At 68.5% G+C, this 19350-nt stretch carries 21 protein-coding genes; 13 read left to right on the forward strand and 8 right to left on the reverse strand.

Going from position 1 to position 19350, the window contains the following annotated elements:
* The first annotated feature begins 32 nt into the window (after positions 1 to 32).
* From BM360_RS06405 to BM360_RS06425, 5 genes are all read left to right on the forward strand, one after another.
* The gene (locus BM360_RS06405; RefSeq protein WP_093312511.1) at positions 33 to 824 is read left to right on the forward strand and encodes a class I SAM-dependent methyltransferase; all 792 of its coding nucleotides are present in this window, start codon (positions 33 to 35) and stop codon (positions 822 to 824) included.
* A 70-nt stretch (positions 825 to 894) separates the two neighbouring features.
* The gene (secB, locus tag BM360_RS06410; RefSeq protein WP_093312514.1) at positions 895 to 1404 is read left to right on the forward strand and encodes a protein-export chaperone SecB; all 510 of its coding nucleotides are present in this window, start codon (positions 895 to 897) and stop codon (positions 1402 to 1404) included.
* 111 nt (positions 1405 to 1515) lie between these two features.
* Complete coding sequence (gene murJ, locus BM360_RS06415) at positions 1516 to 3078, forward strand: murein biosynthesis integral membrane protein MurJ (protein WP_093312518.1); 1563 nt, start codon at positions 1516 to 1518, stop codon at positions 3076 to 3078.
* A 32-nt stretch (positions 3079 to 3110) separates the two neighbouring features.
* Positions 3111 to 4109: a tryptophan--tRNA ligase gene (gene trpS / locus BM360_RS06420; RefSeq protein WP_093312521.1), complete on the forward strand. Its 999-nt coding sequence runs from the start codon at positions 3111 to 3113 to the stop codon at positions 4107 to 4109.
* Between the two features lie 241 nt (positions 4110 to 4350).
* A complete protein-coding gene (locus BM360_RS06425; RefSeq protein ID WP_093312525.1) occupies positions 4351 to 5004 on the forward strand; it encodes a DUF4136 domain-containing protein in 654 nt (217 codons plus the stop codon).
* Positions 5005 to 5087: 83 nt separating this feature from the next.
* On the opposite strand, the gene dnaA is transcribed toward BM360_RS06425, so the two are convergent.
* The 4 genes from dnaA to BM360_RS06445 form a co-directional block, all read right to left on the reverse strand.
* On the reverse strand, positions 5088 to 6464 hold the full coding sequence (gene dnaA, locus BM360_RS06430) for a chromosomal replication initiator protein DnaA (protein WP_093312528.1): 1377 nt from the start codon (positions 6462 to 6464) through the stop codon (positions 5088 to 5090).
* A gap of 452 nt (positions 6465 to 6916) precedes the next feature.
* Entirely contained in the window at positions 6917 to 7180 is a 264-nt protein-coding gene (gene rpsT, locus BM360_RS06435; protein WP_093312530.1) for a 30S ribosomal protein S20, read from the reverse strand.
* A 108-nt stretch (positions 7181 to 7288) separates the two neighbouring features.
* Positions 7289 to 8104, reverse strand: a complete 816-nt coding sequence (gene mutM, locus BM360_RS06440; RefSeq protein WP_093312533.1) for a bifunctional DNA-formamidopyrimidine glycosylase/DNA-(apurinic or apyrimidinic site) lyase — start codon at positions 8102 to 8104, stop codon at positions 7289 to 7291.
* Positions 8105 to 8145: 41 nt separating this feature from the next.
* Positions 8146 to 8388 (reverse strand): hypothetical protein, encoded by a 243-nt coding sequence (locus BM360_RS06445; protein WP_093312536.1) that lies wholly within the window; start codon positions 8386 to 8388, stop codon positions 8146 to 8148.
* A 109-nt stretch (positions 8389 to 8497) separates the two neighbouring features.
* Between BM360_RS06445 and BM360_RS06450 the strand changes: the two genes are divergently transcribed.
* Genes BM360_RS06450 through BM360_RS06465 form a run of 4 tightly spaced genes read left to right on the forward strand, consistent with a single transcriptional unit; the run spans position 8498 to position 12520 of the window.
* Positions 8498 to 9229 carry a class I SAM-dependent methyltransferase gene (locus tag BM360_RS06450; RefSeq protein ID WP_093312539.1) on the forward strand — a complete coding sequence of 244 codons (732 nt, stop codon included), beginning with the start codon at positions 8498 to 8500 and terminating at the stop codon, positions 9227 to 9229.
* A 7-nt stretch (positions 9230 to 9236) separates the two neighbouring features.
* On the forward strand, positions 9237 to 10772 hold the full coding sequence (gene ubiB / locus BM360_RS06455; RefSeq protein ID WP_093312542.1) for a 2-polyprenylphenol 6-hydroxylase: 1536 nt from the start codon (positions 9237 to 9239) through the stop codon (positions 10770 to 10772).
* A 51-nt stretch (positions 10773 to 10823) separates the two neighbouring features.
* Positions 10824 to 11423: an SGNH/GDSL hydrolase family protein gene (locus BM360_RS06460; protein ID WP_093312545.1), complete on the forward strand. Its 600-nt coding sequence runs from the start codon at positions 10824 to 10826 to the stop codon at positions 11421 to 11423.
* A gap of 23 nt (positions 11424 to 11446) precedes the next feature.
* Positions 11447 to 12520, forward strand: coding sequence for an acyltransferase family protein (locus BM360_RS06465; RefSeq protein WP_093312547.1), 1074 nt, complete (start codon positions 11447 to 11449; stop codon positions 12518 to 12520).
* 36 nt (positions 12521 to 12556) lie between these two features.
* Here BM360_RS06465 and BM360_RS06470 read toward each other — a convergent pair whose 3' ends face one another.
* Positions 12557 to 13621, reverse strand: coding sequence for a GNAT family N-acetyltransferase (locus BM360_RS06470; RefSeq protein WP_242653342.1), 1065 nt, complete (start codon positions 13619 to 13621; stop codon positions 12557 to 12559).
* Between the two features lie 117 nt (positions 13622 to 13738).
* Between BM360_RS06470 and BM360_RS06475 the strand changes: the two genes are divergently transcribed.
* Both BM360_RS06475 and BM360_RS06480 read left to right on the forward strand, forming a co-directional pair.
* Entirely contained in the window at positions 13739 to 14209 is a 471-nt protein-coding gene (locus BM360_RS06475) for a DUF2721 domain-containing protein (RefSeq protein ID WP_093312558.1), read from the forward strand.
* Positions 14206 to 14607 (forward strand): DUF4345 domain-containing protein, encoded by a 402-nt coding sequence (locus BM360_RS06480; RefSeq protein WP_093312564.1) that lies wholly within the window; start codon positions 14206 to 14208, stop codon positions 14605 to 14607. The genes BM360_RS06475 and BM360_RS06480 overlap by 4 nt, the downstream gene beginning before the upstream one ends.
* Before the next feature lie 273 nt (positions 14608 to 14880).
* Here BM360_RS06480 and BM360_RS06485 read toward each other — a convergent pair whose 3' ends face one another.
* The 3 genes from BM360_RS06485 to uvrB form a co-directional block, all read right to left on the reverse strand.
* On the reverse strand, positions 14881 to 15168 hold the full coding sequence (locus tag BM360_RS06485; protein ID WP_093312568.1) for a DUF3175 domain-containing protein: 288 nt from the start codon (positions 15166 to 15168) through the stop codon (positions 14881 to 14883).
* 89 nt (positions 15169 to 15257) lie between these two features.
* Entirely contained in the window at positions 15258 to 15749 is a 492-nt protein-coding gene (locus BM360_RS06490; RefSeq protein WP_131819193.1) for a hypothetical protein, read from the reverse strand.
* 53 nt (positions 15750 to 15802) lie between these two features.
* Positions 15803 to 18004, reverse strand: coding sequence for an excinuclease ABC subunit UvrB (uvrB, locus tag BM360_RS06495; protein WP_093312574.1), 2202 nt, complete (start codon positions 18002 to 18004; stop codon positions 15803 to 15805).
* A 119-nt stretch (positions 18005 to 18123) separates the two neighbouring features.
* Here uvrB and BM360_RS06500 point away from each other — a divergent pair, with 119 nt between their 5' ends.
* Together BM360_RS06500 and BM360_RS19270 are read left to right on the forward strand one after the other, a co-directional pair.
* Positions 18124 to 18555: a DUF3617 domain-containing protein gene (locus tag BM360_RS06500; RefSeq protein ID WP_093312577.1), complete on the forward strand. Its 432-nt coding sequence runs from the start codon at positions 18124 to 18126 to the stop codon at positions 18553 to 18555.
* A gap of 276 nt (positions 18556 to 18831) precedes the next feature.
* Positions 18832 to 19287, forward strand: a complete 456-nt coding sequence (locus BM360_RS19270) for a hypothetical protein (RefSeq protein ID WP_131819194.1) — start codon at positions 18832 to 18834, stop codon at positions 19285 to 19287.
* Positions 19288 to 19350: the final 63 nt, after the last annotated feature.

Raw genomic sequence — 19350 nt, forward strand, 5'->3', positions numbered from 1 at the left:
CGCGCGCGAACCAGATGGAGAGGACAGACGCGATGCGCCACCCCCTGATCGCCGCCTTGGCCGCGACGCTGATTACCGCGACAGCCCCCGCCCCTGCCCGCACCGCCGATCCGCTCGTCACGACGCTGAGCGACGGCCGCCGTGCCGAGGCGAACCGCACGCGCGATCGCTATCGCCATCCGATGGAGACGCTCCGCTTCTTCGGGGTCAAGCCTGGCCAGACGGTGGTCGAGTTCCAGCCCGGCGGCGGCTGGTATTCGGAGATCCTGGCTCCGCTGCAGAAGGGCCGCGGCCGCTATATCCCGCTCGTCTCCGCGGCAGGGGCGGACAAGGCCCGGACCTATTTCGCCGGCAAGGCCGACTGGTTCGGCCCGGTCGAGGTCGCCACGCTCGACGCCGCGGCAGGCACGTCGTCGCTGGCGCCCAACTCGGCCGATGTGATCCTCACCTTCCGCAACGTCCACAATCTGCTGATGGCGAACGATGCCGCCGCGGCCGGTGCCTTCCGCGCCTTCTTCGCTGCGCTGAAGCCGGGCGGCACGCTCGGCGTCGTCGACCATCGCCTGCCCGAGGAGATGGACACCGCGCGCGAGAAATCGAGCGGCTACGTCAAGCGCTCCACCATCCTCCGCCTCGCCACGGCGGCGGGGTTCAAGCTGGCCGGCGAGTCCCGCGTCAATGCCAACCCCAAGGACACGCACGATCATCCCCAAGGCGTCTGGACGCTGCCGCCCGTCCTGCGGCTGGGTGACAAGGACCGCGCCAAATATGTCGCGATCGGCGAAAGCGACCGCCTGACGCTCAGGTTCGTCAAGCCGCGCTGAGCCCCCACGCCTTGCGGGCTCAAGGCTCCACTGCTAGCCGCGCGCCACTCCCAGCAAAGGACTGTTCTTTATGGCCGATGAGCCCGCCTTCGCCCCCGATCAGGGCTTTCCGGCCAATGGCGAGGATACCAGCCCCGCCGTCGGCCTGATCACGCAATATGTGAAGGATCTGTCGTTCGAGAATCCGAACGCGCCGATGATCTTCCAGAGCCAGGCGCAGCCGCGCATCGATGTGCAGTTCAACATCGGTTCGTCGGTGATCGGCGACGGCGTCTACGAGGTAGTGCTGAAGATCGACGCCAAGGCGAGCGTCGACGATCAGGTCGCCTTCGTGGTGGACCTGTCCTACGCCGGGCTGTTCGGCGTGCGCAACGTGCCCGAGGATCAGCTCCAGCCCTTCCTGCTGGCCGAAGCGCCGCGGCTCATCTTCCCCTTCGCCCGCCGGGTCGTCGCCGACGTGACGCGCGACGGCAATTATCCGCCGCTCATGCTGGAGCCGATCGATTTCGGCGCGCTCTACATGGCGCAGGCGCAGGACCAGTTCGGCGCGCTCCAGGGTGAGCCGGCCGGCCAGGCCTGATCCTGTCCCGTTCGCGCTGAGCGTGTCGAAGGTCTGTCCTTCTCCGTGATCCAGAAGAAGACCAGTGTCGCGACACGCTCAGCACGAACCTCGTCCTAGGCGGATGACGGCATGAACCTCGTCCGCTCGCTCGGCTCGGTCGGCGGCCTGACACTCGTCAGCCGCGTCCTCGCGCTGCTGCGCGATTCGCTCCAGGCCACCTATGTCGGCGCGGGCTTCGCATCGGACGCGTTCCTCGTCGCCTTCCGCCTGCCGAACATGTTCCGCGCGCTGTTTGCGGAAGGCGCCTTCTCCGCCGCGTTCATCCCGATGTTCAACCGGAAGTCCGCGGAAGGCGGCGGCACGCCCGCGGGCCTCGCCTTTGCCGAACAGGCACTGTCGGTGCTGTTCCCGGTGCTGGTGATCTTCACCGCCCTGCTGATGATCGCCGCCTGGCCGGTCACCTGGGCGCTGTCGGGCGGCTTCAACGATCCCAGCCCGCAGCAATTCGCCTTCGCGGTGCTGCTGTCGCGCATCACCCTGCCCTATCTGTTCCTCATCTCGCTGGTCTCGCTGCTCGGCGGCATCCTCAACTCGCTCGATCGCTACTGGGTGAATGCCGCCGCGCCGATCCTGCTCAACATCGCGATGATCGTCGGCCTGTGGCTGTTCCATGGCTCGGACCCGTATGAGACGGCGCGCGTGCAGGCGATCGCCGTCACCGTCGGCGGCGCGCTCCAGCTCGGCTGGCTGGTGATCGCCTGCCGCAAGGCGGGGGTGGTGCTGCGCTTGCGCCTGCCGCGCATCGACGATGACGTGCGCCAGCTGCTCCGCCTGATCGTCCCCGCCGCAGCAGGTGCGGGCGCGGTGCAGGTCAACCTGCTCGTCTCGACCGCGCTGGCCGGCCGGCTGCTCGATCCCGGCGCCATCTCCTACATCTATTACGCGGATCGGCTGAACCAGCTGCCGCTCGGCCTGATCGGCATCGGCCTCGGCACGATTCTCCTGCCCACCATCTCGCGCCTGCTCGCCCGCGGTGAGGAGCGCCAGGCGATGGAGACGCAGAACAGGGGCATCGAGCTGGCGCTCCTGCTCACTTTGCCTGCCACCGTCGCCTTCATCGTCGCGGCGGAGCCGATCGTCCGCGGCCTGTTCCAGCACGGCGCCTTTACCGCGGAGGACAGCATCCGCTGCGGCTGGGCGCTGTCCGCCTTCTCGCTCGGCCTACCCGCCTACGTGCTGGTCAAGGTGCTGACGCCCGGCTTCTACGCGCGCGAGGATACAAAGACGCCGGTCCGCTATGCGACGATGTCGATCGGCGTGAACTTCGTCGGCAATCTCATCCTGATCCCGCTGATCGGCCATGTCGGTCCGCCGCTGGCGACCGCGGTGGCCAGCCTCGTCAATGTCGCCCTGCTCTATCGCACGCTCGGCAAGCGCGGCCACTTCACCGCCGATGCCAAGCTCCGCCACCGCCTGCCCCGCCTTGCGCTTGCCGCGCTGGCGATGGGGGTCGTGCTGTGGCTGCTCGATCCGCTGGCCGATCCTTATCTCACCGGATCGCTGCCCGTCCGCTTCGCCGCACTGGCCGTGCTGGTCGGCGGCGGCGTCGCCGTCTATGTCGCTGCCTGCTTCGCCATCGGCGCGTTCCGCCTGAGCGAACTGAAGGCATTGGTGGCACGTCGCCGCGCTTGACCGCGCCGCGCCCGTCCGCAACACGCGCGGGCATGACCCGCATCGTCTCCGGCATCCAGCCCACCGGCCAGCTCCACCTCGGCAATTATCTCGGCGCGATCCGCAACTGGGTGCGGATGCAGGATCAGTTCGATGGCGAGAAGCTGTTCTTCCTCGCCGATCTGCACGCCATCACCGTCCACAACGATCCCGCCGCGCTGAAGGCGAACATCCGCGAGATCGCCGCCGCGCTGTTCGCCGCGGGTGTTGATCCGGCGAAGGCGACCTTGTTCCGCCAGGCCGCCGTCCCTGCCCATGCCGAGCTGTGCTGGCTGCTCAACGGCACCGCCCGCATCGGCTGGCTGAACCGCATGACGCAGTTCAAGGAGAAATCCGGCAAGAACCGCGAGGGCGCGTCCGTCGGCTTGTTCGCCTATCCCGTCCTCCAGGCGGCCGACGTCCTGCTCTACCGCGCTACCCATGTGCCCGTGGGCGAGGATCAGAAGCAGCATCTGGAGCTGGCGCGCGACATCGCGACCAAGTTCAACACCGATTTCGCGACCGAGCTGTTCACCCTGCCCGAGCCGATCATCCCGCCCGCTGCCGCGCGCATCATGTCCCTGCGCGACGGATCGGCGAAGATGAGCAAGTCCGATCCCTCGGACATGAGCCGCGTCAACCTGTCCGACGATCCCGACGCGATCGCCGCCAAGCTGCGCAAGGCCAAGACCGATCCCGAGCCGCTGCCCGACGATCCTGCGCAGCTGGAGGGCCGGCCCGAGGCTCGCAACCTCGTCGCCATCTATGCCGCGCTGTCGGACGAGACGCAGGCGCAGGTGCTCGCCCGCTTTGCCGGCCAGGGCTTCGGTGCGTTCAAGCCCGCGCTGGCGGAGCTTGTGGTGGAGACGCTCCGCCCGATCGGCACGCGCCTGGCTGAGCTCCGCCGCGATCCCGCCGAGCTCGATCGCCTGCTCGCGCATGGCGCCGCCCGCGCGCGGGAGATCGCCGCACCGACGCTCGCCGGCGCCTACGCGGCCCTCGGCCTGGACTGAGATTTTGCGAGCGATTCCGTACAGTTGATCCCGCCGCGGGGTCATTGAAGCGGGCGGGCGCGCATCCCACATCGGGATCAGCCCGGCGCCCCCAATCGGGTGCGTCTTCAACCGCTTGGATAGATTGGCGGCCCGCTGCAACCGGCAGCGTTCGTCATCCGTTCAACGCCCGTTCAGTGCACTTGGCCGATAAGCCCTTCCGGGCTTACCATCCGGTGTCGCCCGCATGAGGTCCGCTTCCATGTCGCTTAGTCGCACGATCTTCACGCTCGCCGCGCCAGCGGCGCTGCTCGCGCTGTCCGCCTGCGCCACGCCCTTCAAGGCGGATGTCGCGCGCTTCCAGCAGATGCCGCCGCCTGCCGGGCAGAGCTTCACCGTCCAGGCGGTCAACCCGCGCAACCAGGGCGGGCTCGAGTTCCAGCAATATGCCGGCATCATCAGCCAGGCGCTCGTCGCGCAGGGCTATCAGCCCGCGGCCAATCCGCGTTCGGCCACCTTCGTCGTGAACGTCGATTACGGCGTCGATAACGGCAACGAGAAGGTCGTCTCCACGCCGGGCTTCGGCGGCTATGGCGGTCCGTGGGGTTATGGCGGTTTCGGCGGCTGGGGCGGGTATCGCCGCGGCGGCTTCGGCGGCTGGGGCTGGGGCTGGAATGACCCCTTCTTCTACGGCCCGCAGGTCGACAGCTATACCTACTATACCAGCTATCTCGACATGACGATCAACCGCACCGCGGATGGGCAGCGTCTGTTCGAGGGCAAAGCCAAGGCCCGCTCGCGCACCAACAGCCTGCCGACGCTCGTGCCGAACCTGGTCGAGGCGCTGTTCACCGGCTTCCCCGGCCGCAATGGCGAAGAGGTCCGCATCACCGTGGCGCCCCCGCCCCGCGGCTGAGACGACCCCGTCCGAACACAGCAACGCCGCCCGGTCCCGCGACCGGGCGGCGTTCTGCTTTGCCCGCCATGCCGGCGGGAGCCTTATCCCTCCAGCTGCCGGATCAGCAGCCGCACGTCCGCATCCAGTTCCGCATCGGCCGCGCGCAGCTTCTCGATCTGCTTCACCGCGTGGATCACCGTCGTATGATCGCGCCCGCCGAAACGACGGCCGATCTCGGGCAGCGAGCGCGGCGTCAGCTGCTTGGCCAGATACATCGCGATCTGCCGCGGCCGCGCCACCTCGCGCGCACGCCGCGCCGAGCTCATCTCCGCCTGGCGGATGCGATAATGGTCGGAAACCTTGCGCTGGATCTCGTCGATCGTGATCCGCCGCTGCGTCGCGCGCAGCAGGTCCGCCAGCACCTCGGCGGCGAAATCGGTATCGACGATCCGGTTCTGCAGCGTGGCATAAGCGACGACGCGGTTGAGCGCGCCTTCCAGCTCGCGCACGTTCGCGCTGATCCGGCGGGCGAGGAACATCGCCACCTCGTCGGGCACGCGCGCGTCGGGCATCTGCTCCAGCTTCTTGCAGATGATGTTGTAGCGCAGCTCGAAGTCGGCCGGGTTCACGTCCGCGACGAGGCCCCACGACAGGCGCGAGAGGATGCGCGACTCGATCCCCTCCAGCGATTGCGGGCTGCGATCCGCGGTGATGACGAGACGGCGGCCCGCGCCGATGATCTCGTTCATCGTGTGGAAGAATTCTTCCTGCGTGCTGTCCTTGCCGGCGATGAACTGCACATCGTCGATCATCAGCAGGTCGGCCGCGCGCAGCCGCGCCTTGAAGCTGTACGTATCCTTCGCGCGCATTGCCGCGACGAACTCGAACATGAACTTCTCGGCCGACATGTAGATCACCCGCGCGCCCGGCCGGGCGGCGAGGAAATCATGGCCGATGGCGTGCATCAGGTGCGTCTTGCCGAGCCCCGTGCCGCCATGGAGGAAGAGCGGGTTGAAGCCGATCGGCCCGTCCGCTGCCATCGCCTTGGCGGCGTTATAGGCCATCTCATTGGCCTTGCCGACGACGAAGCTGTCGAACCGGTAACGCGGATCGAGCGCGGGCGGCGCTTCCGCCGGTTCCTCCGCCACCACGGCCGCGGCCGGTGGCGCGACGGGCGCAGTCTCGAACAGTGCAGGCGCCAGCGGCGCCGTACCCGCTTCCACCGCGATGCTGCGCACCGCCGGCCAGGTTGCGCGCCACGCGGCGGCGAGGTGATCCTGATAATGGTTGGCGACCCAGCCCGCCATGAACGGCGATGCGGCCAGCAGCGTCAGCCGCCCGCTCGCCGGATCGAAGCCGCCGAGCGCCAGCGGCTTCAGCCAATGCTCGAACGGCCGTGCGCCGATCGAGCGGCGCAGCGAATCGCACACCGCGCCCCACGCGGCCGCCAGCGCCGCCGCATCCTCGCACGGCGCCATGCCGGAGGCCGGCCCCCGGGCATCACCATCGATCTCGCCCGTTCGCGCCACGCAAATTCCCTCGTTCGCGGGTGAGCCCTCTCACCCCCGTTGACGACATGACTATCCGGTGCGCGGCGGCCCCCCGCCTGCGCCACTTGCTGCCCTGTTCCGCTAAGCCAGCCGGGAGATTCGCCCGGCGGCTGGGAGGCCGAATAAAGAGGCAGCCGCGGGTTCGATCAAGCCCCGGTCGGGTCACAAAAGCTAAATATACCGCCTTGACACCCGAACCGCCCGGAAATCCGGCACCGGCCGAATTCTAATCGCAATTACAATGGCTTGGCCCCGACCTCAGACACGAATCGCGCGATTCCCGCAGCTTCGCCGCATCGGTTCAAGACAGGCTCCGGACAAAGCAAAGCCCGCCGCGGAGCGATCCGCGGCGGGCTTTCCGAATGCTCGACCGGCAGGCGTTATGCCAGCGCGGAGACCGCCTTGGTCAGGCGCGCGAACTTCCGCGAGGCGGTGTTCTTGTGCATCACGCCCTTGGACACGCCGCGCTGGATCTCCGGCTGCGCCGCTGCCAGCGCCGCGACTGCCGCCGCCTTGTCGCCCGCGCCGATCGCCGACTCGACCTTCTTCACGAAGGTCCGGACGCGGCTGACGCGCGCCCCGTTGATCTCGGCCCGGCGGCCGTTGCGGCGGATGCGCTTCTTGGCTTGCGGCGTGTTCGCCATGCGACTGCTGGTCCCTCGACTGATCTCAAAATGAAAACGGCGCGGAGCACGCGTGGAAAGCGTGCCGCACCGGACAGACGGGCCCCCTAGCGCAAGGCAGCGCTCGGGTCAACGCTGGCAGGCACGGCACCAGAAGGTCGATCGCCCGCCATCCACGCGCCGCTCGACGATGCCGCGCCCGCATGGACAGGGCTCGCCCTCGCGGCCATAGACCCGGAACTGCTTGGAGAAATAGCCGAGCTGCCCATCGGGTGCGGCATAGTCGCGCAGCGTCGATCCGCCCGCATCGATCGCCGCGAGCAGCACCTGCCGCACCGCCGCCGCCAGCCGGTCGAGCGCCGCGCGCGCAATCTGCCCGGCGGGCTTGGTCGGTGCGATTCGCGCAAGGTTCAGCGCCTCGCACACATAGATGTTGCCGAGCCCGGCGACGATCCGCTGGTCGAGCAGCAGCGGCTTGACCGGCGCCACCCGCCCCTCGAACGCCCGCGCCAGATGCGCGCCGGTGAAGCTCTTGCCCAGCGGCTCAGGCCCCAGCGCCGCAAAGGGCGGCCACGCCGCAACGTCCGCCGTCGCCACCAGATCGAGCGATCCGAATCGGCGCGGGTCGTTGAGCGCCAGCCGCCGTCCGCCATCCGTCTCGATCACCAGATGGTCGTGCGCCCCGATCTCCGCCGGATCGATCCGCCACCGGCCCGACATGCCGAGATGGAAGATCAGCGTGTCGCCGCGATCCGTGTCGATCAGCCCATATTTCGCCCGGCGCCCCAGCCCCGTCACCGCGGCGCCGGTCAGCCGCTGGCGCAGGTCCGGCGGGATGGCGCGACGGATGTCGGCGCGCCGCGGCTCGACCAGCGTCAGCCGCGCGCCGTCCAGCACGGGCCGCAGCCCGCGCACGGTGGTCTCGACTTCGGGTAGCTCAGGCACTGGGGCGAACTAGGCCAGCGCGGCGCTCCACGCAAACGCCTCTACTCCTCCAGCGCTGCCAGGATCATCCGCTCCCACACGGCCGGGTCGCCCGCCGCCGCCATCCGCCGGTCGGGCTCCCGCAGCGTCTTCAACACCGCGATTGCGTCCGCGCGATAGTCGCGCCACGCCGCGTCCACCGCCGGCCCGGCCGATTCCTGGTCGCCGCCCGCATTGGCGCTCAGCCGCTGCCCGGCGAGCACGCGCGCCACCCGCTCGATCACGGGGCCGGTCGAAATGTCCATGGCGTTTCCTCCCTCTTCCTCTGCCCCCATCAACCGCCGAGGCGCGTCCCGGCTCCGCCTCCGAAACAAGCTCTTCGCTTGCAGCCCGCGCGGCCCTAAGGGGTGGAGCATGAGCGACACCGTCTCCTTCGGCTATACCGACGTCACCCCTTCCGAGAAGACCGCGCGCGTCGGCGACGTGTTCCGCTCGGTCGCGGCCCGCTACGATCTGATGAACGATGCCATGTCGGGTGGCATGCACCGGCTGTGGAAGGATCATTTCGTCCGCCGCGTCGCGCCCCGTCCCGGCGAGCAGATCCTCGACATGGCCGGCGGGACGGGCGACATCGCCTTCCGCCTCGCCGCCCGCGGCACGCGCGTGACGGTGGCGGACATCAACGCCGCGATGCTCGAGGTCGGCATGCAGCGCGCGACCAAGCGCGGCATCAACGGCCTCGTCTGGACGGAAGCGAATGCGGAGGTGCTCGCCTTCCCCGATCGCCAGTTCGATGCCTACACCATCGCCTTCGGCATCCGGAACGTCACCGATATTCCCGCAGCGCTCCGCGAGGCGCGGCGCGTGCTGAAGCGTGGCGGCCGCTTCTTCTGCCTCGAATTCTCGACGACGACATGGCCCGGCTTCGCCGACGTCTACGATGCCTATTCGCACCGCCTCGTGCCGAAGCTCGGCAAGCTGCTCGCCAATGACGAGGCCAGCTACCGCTACCTGATCGAGTCGATCCGCCGCTTCCCCGACATGCCCGCCTTCAAGGCGATGATCGAGGAGGCCGGCTTCGTGCAGGTGAAGGCGGAGCCGATCCTCGGCGGCCTCGTCGCGATCCACAGCGGCTGGAAGATCTGACCGTCGCGTGACGCAGCCCATCGTTCACGCCTGGCGCCTCGCCAAATGGGGCCGCACGCTCGCCCGCCACGGCGCGCTGCGCGGGATCGAGCGCGATCCGCTCGCCCCGCCGCTGGTCCGCCGCGCCGCGCGCATCCTCCGCATCGGCGCGCGCCTGCCGGCCGAGCCCGCTTATGCCGATGCGCTGGAGGCGATCGGCCCCGCCGCGATCAAGCTCGGCCAGACGCTCGCCACCCGGCCCGACCTCGTCGGCGAGGCGGCGGCGCGCGATCTCACGCGCCTGCAGGACAATCTGCCGCCCGTCCCCTTCGCCGCGATCCGCGCGGAGATCGAGGGCAGCTTCCTCCGTCCGCTCGACACCCTGTTCGCCGAGATCGAGGAGCGGCCGGTCGGCGCCGCCTCGATCGCGCAGGTCCACCGCGCCGTCACGCATGATGGCCGCCGCGTTGCCGTGAAGGTGCTGCGGCCGGGCGTCGATGCCGAGTTCGCCCGCGCCATCGACACCTACGAATGGGCCGCCGCGCAACTCGAAGCCCGCGGCGGCGACGAGGCGGCCCGGCTCCGCCCGCGCATGGTGATCGCCACCTTCCGCCGCTGGACCGCGCGCGAGCTGGACCTGCGGCGCGAAGCCGCCTCCGCCTCCGAACTGGCCGAGCGGATGGCGGCGGAGCCGGGCTTCGCCGTTCCCGCGATCGACTGGCAGCGCACCTCCGGCCGCGTGCTGACGCTGGAATGGATCGACGGCACCAAGCTGTCGAACCGCGCCGGCCTGATCGCCGCCGGCCACGATCTGCCGGCACTCGCCCGCACGCTGATCCGCTCCTTCCTGCGCCAGGCGATCGCCGAAGGCTTCTTCCATGCGGACATGCACCAGGGCAATCTGTTCGCCCGCGCCGATGGCACGCTGGTGGCGATCGATTTCGGCATCATGGGCCGGATCGATCGGCGCGCCCGCGTCTGGCTGGCGGAGATCCTCTACGGCCTGATCACCGGCAATTACCGCCGCGTCGCCGAAATCCACTTCGAGGCGCAATACGTCCCCGCCCACCACGATGTCGGCGAGTTCGCCACCGCTCTGCGCGCCGTCGGGGAGCCGATGCGCGGCCTGCCGGTCAAGGAGATGTCGATCGGCCGGATGCTCGACGGCCTGTTCGCCATTACCCGCGATTTCGACATGCAGGTCCAGCCGCATCTGCTGCTGCTGCAGAAGACGATGGTGATGGTGGAGGGCGTCGCCACCTCGCTCGATCCCGACATCAACCTGTGGGACGCCGCCGCCCCGTACGTCCGCGAATGGATCCGGAGCGAGCTCGGCCCCGAGGCGTGGCTGGCCGACCGCATCGTCGAGGACGTGCAGACGCTCGCCCGCCTGCCCGATCTCGTCCGCCGCATCGAGGCGCGCTACCCCGCCCCCGGCGGCGCTCCCCCTGCCCCGCCCTTGCCCGAGGTGCGTGTGGTGCGCCTCGGCGGCGGCTGGCGCTATACGGCCGTCGCGATCGCCGCAGCCTTGGCGGGCGCCGCGGCGACATGGCTGTTCGGCTGAGCGGCGCCCGGCGATGCGCCGTGCTTCCATTTTAAAAGACGTTCGATGAGGATGCTGGCCGGCGTGGCGCTGGGGCTCGTCACGGGTTTTATCCTCGCACTCAGGCCGTGGCAGCAGCCCCGCTCCGATTATACGGCGCTGCGCGAGGATTTCGTGCGCTCCAATCTCGAACTGGCCATGCCTGCGGACACGCTGGTGCTGGGTGACAGCGTTAGCGAATCGGTCAACTTCGAGCAGGTCTGCGGCACCACGTTCAATGCCGGTATCGGTGGCGCGAAGGTGCCCGATGCTGCGCGTCTGGCGCCGCTGGCCCTGGCACGCATCCGCCCGCGTACGGTCATCCTCGCCATCGGCACCAACCATTTCTGGGACGGGCCGGCGCTCACCGACGCGTTCAGGCGGGACTATCTCGCGCTCGCGCGCAGTCTGCCGGGTCGCAAGATAATCGTCGGCGTCCCGAACAGCGCACCGGCCTCGGCCTTCATGCGGCAGGTCGCGGCGGAGCTTGGCGCCTCTTACGTGGCTCCCCTGACCGGCAAGCTCACCAGGGATGGCGTGCATCTCACCATAGCAGGGGCTCGTCTCTACCGTGACCGCATCGCCGCGGCCTGCGCGATGACGAGGGCGGGTGCAGGCTCAACCTCTTCGTAAGGCTGCATCGCTAGGCAGCCCGCATGCCCATTCGCGACAGACTGGCCTGCCTCGATGCGCTTCGTGCGATCGCGGCGGCCATCGTCGTGGTCCATCATGCCGGTCCGATGCTGTTCGGCAGCATGCTGCTTCCCCGCGGCTATCTGGCGGTCGATTTCTTCTTCATGCTGTCCGGCTTCGTCATGGCGCACGCTTATGACGATCGCCTGCGCGAGGGCCTCAGCGGCACCGCGATGCTTCGCGCGCGCATCGTGCGGCTCTATCCGACGATCGCGATCGGCATCCTCGCTGCCGCCGCCGTGATGCTGGCGACGGGATCGGATCCGGTGCAGACCCTGTTCCTGCTCACGACCTGCCTGCTGTTCATCCCCGTCGCCACCGCGCCGGACAACGCCATCTTCCTGCTGGACGGGGTGCAATGGTCGTTGCTGTTCGAACTGGTGGCGAATGGCGCCCACACCCGTCTTTACCGTCTGTCGGACCGGAGCCTGGCCCTGCTCACCGGCATCGCTGCGCTCGCGACGGTCGCCGCCTGCCGCGCTCACGGCTCTCTCGGGATCGGCGATGTCGCCGCCACCTTTGCCGGTGGGCTCGTCCGTGTCGCTTTCCCCTATCTGAGCGGCATGCTGCTCCACCGCCTCTATCGATCCGGCGCGCTTACAGTCACCCGGATCGACGCGCGGGGCTGCGCCGTGGTGCTGTGCGCGCTGCTGAGCCTGCCCGCCGCCACCCTGTGGTGGGCCGATGCCGCGGTGGTGATCCTCGCCTTCCCGATGCTGCTGGCCAACGCCGTCAGGGCGCGGACGGAGGGGATGGTGCTTACGCTGAGCGAGGTGGGCGGCCGCCTGTCCTATCCGCTCTACGCGCTGCACCTGCCCGCACTCTCGGCGACGGTCGCGCTCGCCACCGCCTCCGGGCTTAAGACAGGCGCGCTGCCGATGTTCGCGGGGTGTGCGGCCGCCCTGCTGCTCGCCATCGCGACGCACGCCTTGCTTCACCGCCGCCCGTGGCGCGCCTCGCCTTGGCGGTCGCGGGCAAAGCAATCGCTGTTGCACGGCTGGCGCACGATCATCCGGGCGGACGGCGCACTCCGCTAGACGATCGGCAGAGCGTCTCGACCATCCGCGCCCTGATCAGCGCCGCTGGCCGGACTGCTCCCACATCCATCCGCCCAGTCGCGCGGCGATCCTGCCCAGGCGCCCGCGCAACAGCAGCACGTCGACGATCTCCGGCCCCGCCTTGGCGCCGATGGTGCTCTTGTAGCCGCTGTCGCCCGCCCCCCAGTCGATCATGCGGATGCCGCGCGACTGCCCGTCGACGATGTTGCGATAATAAAGGCACTTGCCCGGCGAGTGCTTCGCCACGGCCGGGTCATAGCTGTTGGCGATGGCATAGCGCACCGACCCGCTGTCGATGTCGAAGCTGTAGGCGGTCGGCCGCCCGTCGATCCGCAGCAGCGCCACGTTCATCCGCGCCGCCTGCGCCGGATCGGCGGCCAGCGCCTCCCACAGCGCCCGGTGCGACGAGTTCAGGAACTTCGCGTCGAGGCTGTCCGAATGCCAGCTGCGCGCCTCGATCTCGGCCAGCGCATCGAACAGCGCCGGGCTCCAGTCGCGCCCGCAATGGAACGCCCAGTCGGGCTCGCCATGGCTGGCCAGATGTTTCTCGTGGAAGCGGTTCTTCTTGAGGGTCGAGGTTCGCGGGAAGCCGCCCCCCGGCGCGGGCAGGTCGAGCCGGTAGCTCGTCGCGATGCGGCGGACGATGGCGGTCCACCCCGCCTCCGGGGCCGCCGCCATCAGCGCGCGATAGGCAGGGTCGTCGGCATAGACCGGCCCCAGCCGCCACGCCGGCCCCAAAGCGCGCCGCGCGATAGGCGATTGCAGCAGCACGCGCATGTCCGCGCGCCGCTGCCCCTCGGCCACGGGAAAGCTGCGGAACGGCCAATAGGCACCCGGCACCGCCGAAAGCCCCGGCCGCAGCCGCACCAGCGGCAGCGCGATGGTCGCCACGCCGTCGCGCCAGAAGGCGATGGTGCGCATCGGCCGGTTGCCTGCCGCGGCGGCGAACCAGCTGCGCGTCAGGAAGCGGCGCGATGGGGCGGCGATGCCGGCCACCGCATCGATCGCCGCACTGCCCCCTTCCACCACGGTCACTTCCGGCCCGCGGCCGGGTGCTGTCAGGATGGGCGACATTTCCATCAGCGGCCTGCGCCCCCTTGCCACGCGACGTTTCCACATCGCCGCTAGCGCTTGAGGCTTGCGATGGGGTTAAGGCCTTGCGCGCACCCTCCCGATCCGGCCAACACCTGCACGATCATGAATCCGTTGCCCGTCATTGCCGTCAGCCAGATGGCCCATACGCTCCAGTCCGCTCTGCCGCCTGTGTTCCTGATCGCAGGGATCGCAGGATTGCTGAACGTGATGACCGGCCGGCTCGGCCGCGCAGTGGATCGCGCCCGCCGGCTGGCGAGCGAGTTCACGCCCGCTGATCATCCCGATCATGCCCGGCAGGTGTGGGAGCTGCGCATCCTCGATCGCCGCATCATGCTGGCGAACGTCGCGATCCAGATGTGCGCCGCCTCAGCCGCTCTGATCTGCGCGGTGGTCGCCGGCATGTTCGTCGCGACGCTGGCGAAGCTCGGCTTCGCGCGGACGATGGCGGTGGCGTTCATCGTCGCGATGCTGCTGCTGATCCTCGGCCTCGCCCTCTTCATCATCGAGGTGCGCACTGCCGCCGCGGCGCTGCGCGTCGAGGACGAATATCTCGAACGAAGGGGACGGCGATGAGCCCGCAAACGGAGCAGCGCTTGTGGCAGGCGGTGGCGGGCCTCGCCTGCCTCGTGCCGCTGCTGGCGGGTGGCGACGGCGTGCTGCGCGGCGTCCGGATGGTGCACGGCCCCCTGCTGCCCGATCTGGACAGCCACTTCCGCTATCTGTCGGGCATCTTTCTCGGCGTTGGCGTCGCCTTCGCCTGTGCGGTCGTTCGGATCGACCGGCCACGCGCCGGAAACCTGTTTCGCCTGCTGTGTGGGCTCGTCATCTGCGGCGGCCTCGCCCGGCTCGCCTCGCTCATCGCGGTCGGCCCGCCCGGCCCCGGCCACCTGTTCGGCCTCGGCATGGAGCTCGGTGTCGTGCCGCTGCTGGCGCTCTGGCAGGCGCGGGTCGAGCGTCGCACAAAAGGTTAGGACCGCCGAAGCCCCCGAAAAGGCTCCGACGGTCCCGAACATGGTCAGCGGCCGGAGTTCCGGCCCGGGAGACCATCAAGCGCTGCGAACCCGATCGTCTGCGCAGCAGGTGGATCAGGTTCGAGTCCGGAGACTCAGCGCGCCATCTCCCGAACGGACTGAACCGACCTCAACACTGAACCATGAGACATCGGATCACCTCCTTTCGCAACGTTGCCGGGATCGGCAGTGTGCGCAGATGACGGGCGCTGCGCAAGAGGGCGTGCGCGCCGTTCATCCGTCCGTCTGATCGCCCCGGCCGAAGGCGCGGCGCAGCTCCGCCTTGGCCGCTTCCAGCACCTCGCGCCGGCTGGGCGGCAGGTCGGTGCCCGCACGATTGATGTGGAAGGTCAGCATCGCCATCGCGGATCGGAGCGGGCTGACCCGCGTCGCCGGATTGGCCTCGGCGCTGCGTTTCAACGCGTCGGCGATGGCACGCGGATCGTCCGCCGCGAAGATGGCGGGATCGAGCGCGGCGCCCCGTGGCGGCTCTGGGGCCCGCGGCTGATGGCGGAGCACCATCGAACCTCCGGACGTTAACCTGACCCGCCTGAAATCAACGAGTTGGCCGACAGGTTCCGAATTATACATACTTTATCGAACCAGCCGGTTCAGCCGCGGCAATCCTCCACCACGCGGCCGATCTCCGCCCACGCCGGCAGCACCAGCCGCGCCGTGCCTGTCATCGCAATCACGATCCGCCCGCGGCTGAACGCCATCTTGTCGAGGAACGGATCGCGCCCGTTGAGGCTGGCCCGCGCAAAGCCGCCCGCGGCCGTCGTCGCCAGCGCCCGCACCTCCTGGGAGGTCGTTACCGACATCGTCCCCGCCGCCGGTGCCGCCCGCGCCAGCTCCACCGTGCGCGTCGCCGGATCGCAGCGCATCTGGAACTCCGCGCCGAAGGCCGCGACGCTCGGGCTGCCCGCACGGTAGCGCCACGTACCCGGCGTCAGCGGCCAATCCCGCCAGTCATTGCCGACCGGCACAGGGCGCGGCGCCGCGATCACGGGCGGCGGCGGCGGTGCGGCGACCGGCACCGCCTTGGGCGGCGCGGCACAGCTGGCGGGTGCGAACAGGAGCAAAGGCCCGTATCGCCGAAGCATATTGCGACGCGGCATGACCTCCTGATGGCGGATCGCGCGCCGGAAGGAAACCCCTACCGCCCCCGCGCCCGCTTCTCCGCCCGCACCTGCTTGGCCTTGCCGTAGCGGGTCTGCCGCGTGCCGGGCTTGCCCAGCGTCGAATTGCCGCGGATCGGCGCGACCTGCTGGTCGACCGGCATGCCCAGCTCCTCCTGCTCCAGCTTGCGGATTTCGTCGCGCAGGCGGCCCGCCTCCTCGAACTCCAGGTCCGCGGCGGCCTTGCGCATCCGGCTCTCCAGCTCCTCGATGTAACCGCGCAGATTGTGGCCGACCATATGGGGGCGGTCCTCGATGCCGGTCTCCACCGTCACCTGATCCTTGGACGAGAGATGCGCGACGATGTCCGTCACGTTGCGCTTCACCGTCTCGGGCGTGATGCCATGCTCCGCATTATAAGCCATCTGCTTCTCGCGGCGGCGCGCGGTCTCCGCCATCGCGCGCTCCATCGATCCGGTGATCGTGTCGGCATAGAGGATCACGCGCCCTTCCACGTTGCGCGCCGCACGGCCGATCGTCTGGATCAGCGAGGTCTCCGAGCGGAGGAATCCCTCCTTGTCCGCATCGAGGATCGCGACCAGCCCGCATTCGGGAATGTCGAGCCCCTCGCGCAGCAGGTTGATGCCTACCAGCACGTCATAGACGCCGAGCCTGAGATCCCGGATCAGCTCGATACGCTCCAGCGTCTCGACGTCCGAGTGCATGTAGCGGACCTTCAGCCCCGCCTCGTGCATATATTCGGTCAGATCCTCCGCCATCCGCTTGGTCAGCGTGGTGACGAGCGCGCGATAGCCGTTCTTCGCCGTCGCCTTGCACTCGTTGACCAGATCGTCGACCTGATCCTCGACCGGCCGCACCTCGACCGGCGGGTCGATCAGCCCGGTCGGGCGGATCACCTGCTCGGTGAAGACGCCGCCTGTCCGCTCCATCTCCCAAGGGCCGGGCGTCGCCGAGACATAGGTGGTCTGCGGCCGCATCGCGTCCCACTCGTTGAAGCGGAGCGGCCGGTTGTCGATGGCGGACGGCAGGCGGAAGCCATATTCGGCCAGCGTGATCTTGCGGCGGTGGTCGCCGCGCGACATGCCGTTGATCTGGCCGATCGTCTGGTGGCTCTCGTCGACGAACAGCAGCGCATTTTCGGGCAGATATTCGAACAGGGTCGGCGGCGGCTCTCCGGGCAGGCGCCCGGTCAGGAAGCGGCTGTAATTCTCGATGCCCGAGCAGCTTCCCGTCGCCGCGATCATCTCCAGGTCGAAGTTCGTGCGCTGCTCCAGCCGCTGCGCCTCCAGCAGCTTGCCCTCCGCCACCAGCTCCTTCAGCCGCTCGCCCAGCTCATGCCGGATCGCGTCGGCGGCCTGTTTCATCGTCGGCCCGGGCGTCACATAGTGCGAATTGGCGTAGACGCGCACGCTGTTCATCGCCGCCGCCTTCTTGCCGGTCAGCGGATCGAACTCGACGATCTCCTCGATCTCGTCACCGAAAAAGGTGATGCGCCACGCCGCATCCTCGAGGTGGCTGGGGAACAGCTCCAGCGTATCGCCGCGCACGCGAAAATTGCCGCGCGCGAAGGCGGCGTCGTTGCGCTTATATTGCAGCGCGACGAGCTTGCGGACGATCTCGCTCTGGTCGGCCGACTGACCCTTCTTCAGGTCGAAGATCATCGCCGAATAGGTCTCGACCGAGCCGATACCGTAGAGGCAGGAGACCGAGGCGACGATCAGCACGTCGTCCCGCTCCAGGAGCGACCGGGTGGCAGAATGCCGCATCCGGTCAATCGCCTCGTTGATCGAGCTTTCCTTCTCGATATAGGTGTCCGTCCGCGGCACATAGGCTTCCGGCTGGTAGTAATCGTAATAGCTGACGAAGAACTCGACGGCATTGTCAGGGAAGAATCCCTTGAACTCGCCGTAAAGCTGCGCCGCAAGGATCTTGTTCGGCGCCAGCACCAGAGCCGGTCGCTGCAAGGACTCCACCACCTTTGCCATGGTGAAGGTCTTGCCTGATCCGGTCACGCCCAGCAGCACCTGGTCGCGCTCGCCGCCCTCCGCCGCCTCGACCAGCTCGGCGATCGCCCGAGGCTGATCACCCGAGGGCGAATAATCCGATTTCAGCACGAACGGCCGCCCGCCCTCCGCCTTGGGCGGGCGCTGCGGGCGATGGGGGATGAACTCCTCGCCGGTCTCGGGCTCGGCCAAATTGGTGCGGATCTGGATCGCCATGCCGCGAATATGGGCGCGCCCGCACGCCCCGGCAATGCGGCCGCCGCCTGTGATCCGCCGCACTCCGGGCCCACCCCTGCCCTGCTAGGCAGACGACGAACTCTGGGGGAGATTGCACCATGCGGACGCTCATCCTGACCTTCGCGGCGCTCGCCGCCCCCGCCGCGGCACAGGTCACGCCGGGCCAGTGGAAGATCACCGCGGCGGTCACCGAGGCCGAGATGCCGGGCGTGCCGGCCATGGTCATGGGCATGATCAAGAAACCGCGCACCATCACCCAGTGCGTCACGCCCGAGCAGGCCAAACAGGGCCCACAGGAGATGATGAAGCGCGACAAGAGCTGCCGCTTCACCCGCTATTCGATGACCGGCGGCAAGCTGGATGCCGAGATGGTCTGCACCCAGCCCGGCGGCGGCACGCTGACGGCGGTCAGCCGCGGCACCTACACCGCCGACAGCTTCCAGTCGGTCGCCGACATGGTCGGCACCGGCGCGCACCCGATGAAGATGACGGTGGCGACCTCGGGCAAGCTGGCGGGGGAGTGCAAATAGGGCGAGCGGCTCGGCTGGCGCTGTAGGCTTTCACCGTCTACGAACCGGACAGGTTCTTTCTCATCACCGATCCGAACAGCCGCACCCTGTTCCCCCGCCTCGTCATGCCGGACATGTTCCGGCATCCACCGCGCTGCTCCTCCCGCACCCGCAGGATCAAGCCTGCCGGTGGACTCCGGAACAAGTCCGGGGTGACGATGGCACTGGCGTCCGCTCTTGCAGGGTAGCGGTCGCTCCTTCCACATGTTGCCACTGTTTGCGAACGAGGCGCGCAATATGTCACCGCTACCCCTCTCTGCCACAGAGCAAGCGTTTGCTGCATTCGCAGCGTCGACGCTGCCGGCTGCTCAGATCGAGCGCAACGATCACGGCATCCTGACCTATAAGTGGGCTTCGCCATGTCCGGAATTAGAAGCGCTCTATGTTTGGATTGACGATCTATATATAACGCTCGCGACTAAGATCTCGCATTTGCATGTAGACAGGAACAGCTTTGCGAGAGACACTATCCGTGAGGAGCGTTTAGCGCATATCATCGCTGAAGAAGCAGCTTCGGGGGCTCGCGGTATTTTGGATGGAAGAGTGGTTTTCATCCAGTATTATGACGAAACGTCCGGAAAGGTGCTCGGTCAAAGCGGTGTTTGGAACCGTGATGATTGGGTCGAAGAAAATCGCCGCGGAACGCGCGAGGCGCAACGCGCTTGGAGCTGGAGCGGGGAAGTTCAACCTTAGGCTTCTCGAAGGTTGAGGCCAAACACCCGCTTTCGCACCACGCCCCGCTACATCGGACGGCCC

The organism is Sphingomonas jatrophae, assembly GCF_900113315.1.
Lineage (GTDB): Bacteria > Pseudomonadota > Alphaproteobacteria > Sphingomonadales > Sphingomonadaceae > Sphingomonas_P > Sphingomonas_P jatrophae.

Excerpts from the sequence above, each read along its gene's own strand:
- BM360_RS06470 (WP_242653342.1), bottom strand. The coding sequence starts at position 13,621 with ATGGAAATGTCGCCCATCCTGACAGCACCCGGCCGCGGGCCGGAAGTG.
- secB (WP_093312514.1), top strand. The coding sequence starts at position 895 with ATGGCCGATGAGCCCGCCTTCGCCCCCGATCAGGGCTTTCCGGCCAAT.
- BM360_RS06465 (WP_093312547.1), top strand. The coding sequence starts at position 11,447 with ATGCCCATTCGCGACAGACTGGCCTGCCTCGATGCGCTTCGTGCGATC.
- BM360_RS06405 (WP_093312511.1), top strand. The coding sequence starts at position 33 with ATGCGCCACCCCCTGATCGCCGCCTTGGCCGCGACGCTGATTACCGCG.
- BM360_RS06475 (WP_093312558.1), top strand. The coding sequence starts at position 13,739 with ATGAATCCGTTGCCCGTCATTGCCGTCAGCCAGATGGCCCATACGCTC.
- BM360_RS06450 (WP_093312539.1), top strand. The coding sequence starts at position 8,498 with ATGAGCGACACCGTCTCCTTCGGCTATACCGACGTCACCCCTTCCGAG.
- BM360_RS06485 (WP_093312568.1), bottom strand. The coding sequence starts at position 15,168 with ATGGTGCTCCGCCATCAGCCGCGGGCCCCAGAGCCGCCACGGGGCGCC.
- rpsT (WP_093312530.1), bottom strand. The coding sequence starts at position 7,180 with ATGGCGAACACGCCGCAAGCCAAGAAGCGCATCCGCCGCAACGGCCGC.
- BM360_RS06425 (WP_093312525.1), top strand. The coding sequence starts at position 4,351 with ATGTCGCTTAGTCGCACGATCTTCACGCTCGCCGCGCCAGCGGCGCTG.
- uvrB (WP_093312574.1), bottom strand. The coding sequence starts at position 18,004 with ATGGCGATCCAGATCCGCACCAATTTGGCCGAGCCCGAGACCGGCGAG.
- BM360_RS06480 (WP_093312564.1), top strand. The coding sequence starts at position 14,206 with ATGAGCCCGCAAACGGAGCAGCGCTTGTGGCAGGCGGTGGCGGGCCTC.
- murJ (WP_093312518.1), top strand. The coding sequence starts at position 1,516 with ATGAACCTCGTCCGCTCGCTCGGCTCGGTCGGCGGCCTGACACTCGTC.
- BM360_RS06445 (WP_093312536.1), bottom strand. The coding sequence starts at position 8,388 with ATGGACATTTCGACCGGCCCCGTGATCGAGCGGGTGGCGCGCGTGCTC.
- trpS (WP_093312521.1), top strand. The coding sequence starts at position 3,111 with ATGACCCGCATCGTCTCCGGCATCCAGCCCACCGGCCAGCTCCACCTC.
- BM360_RS06500 (WP_093312577.1), top strand. The coding sequence starts at position 18,124 with ATGCGGACGCTCATCCTGACCTTCGCGGCGCTCGCCGCCCCCGCCGCG.
- BM360_RS06490 (WP_131819193.1), bottom strand. The coding sequence starts at position 15,749 with ATGCTTCGGCGATACGGGCCTTTGCTCCTGTTCGCACCCGCCAGCTGT.
- dnaA (WP_093312528.1), bottom strand. The coding sequence starts at position 6,464 with ATGGCGCCGTGCGAGGATGCGGCGGCGCTGGCGGCCGCGTGGGGCGCG.
- BM360_RS19270 (WP_131819194.1), top strand. The coding sequence starts at position 18,832 with ATGTCACCGCTACCCCTCTCTGCCACAGAGCAAGCGTTTGCTGCATTC.
- BM360_RS06460 (WP_093312545.1), top strand. The coding sequence starts at position 10,824 with ATGCTGGCCGGCGTGGCGCTGGGGCTCGTCACGGGTTTTATCCTCGCA.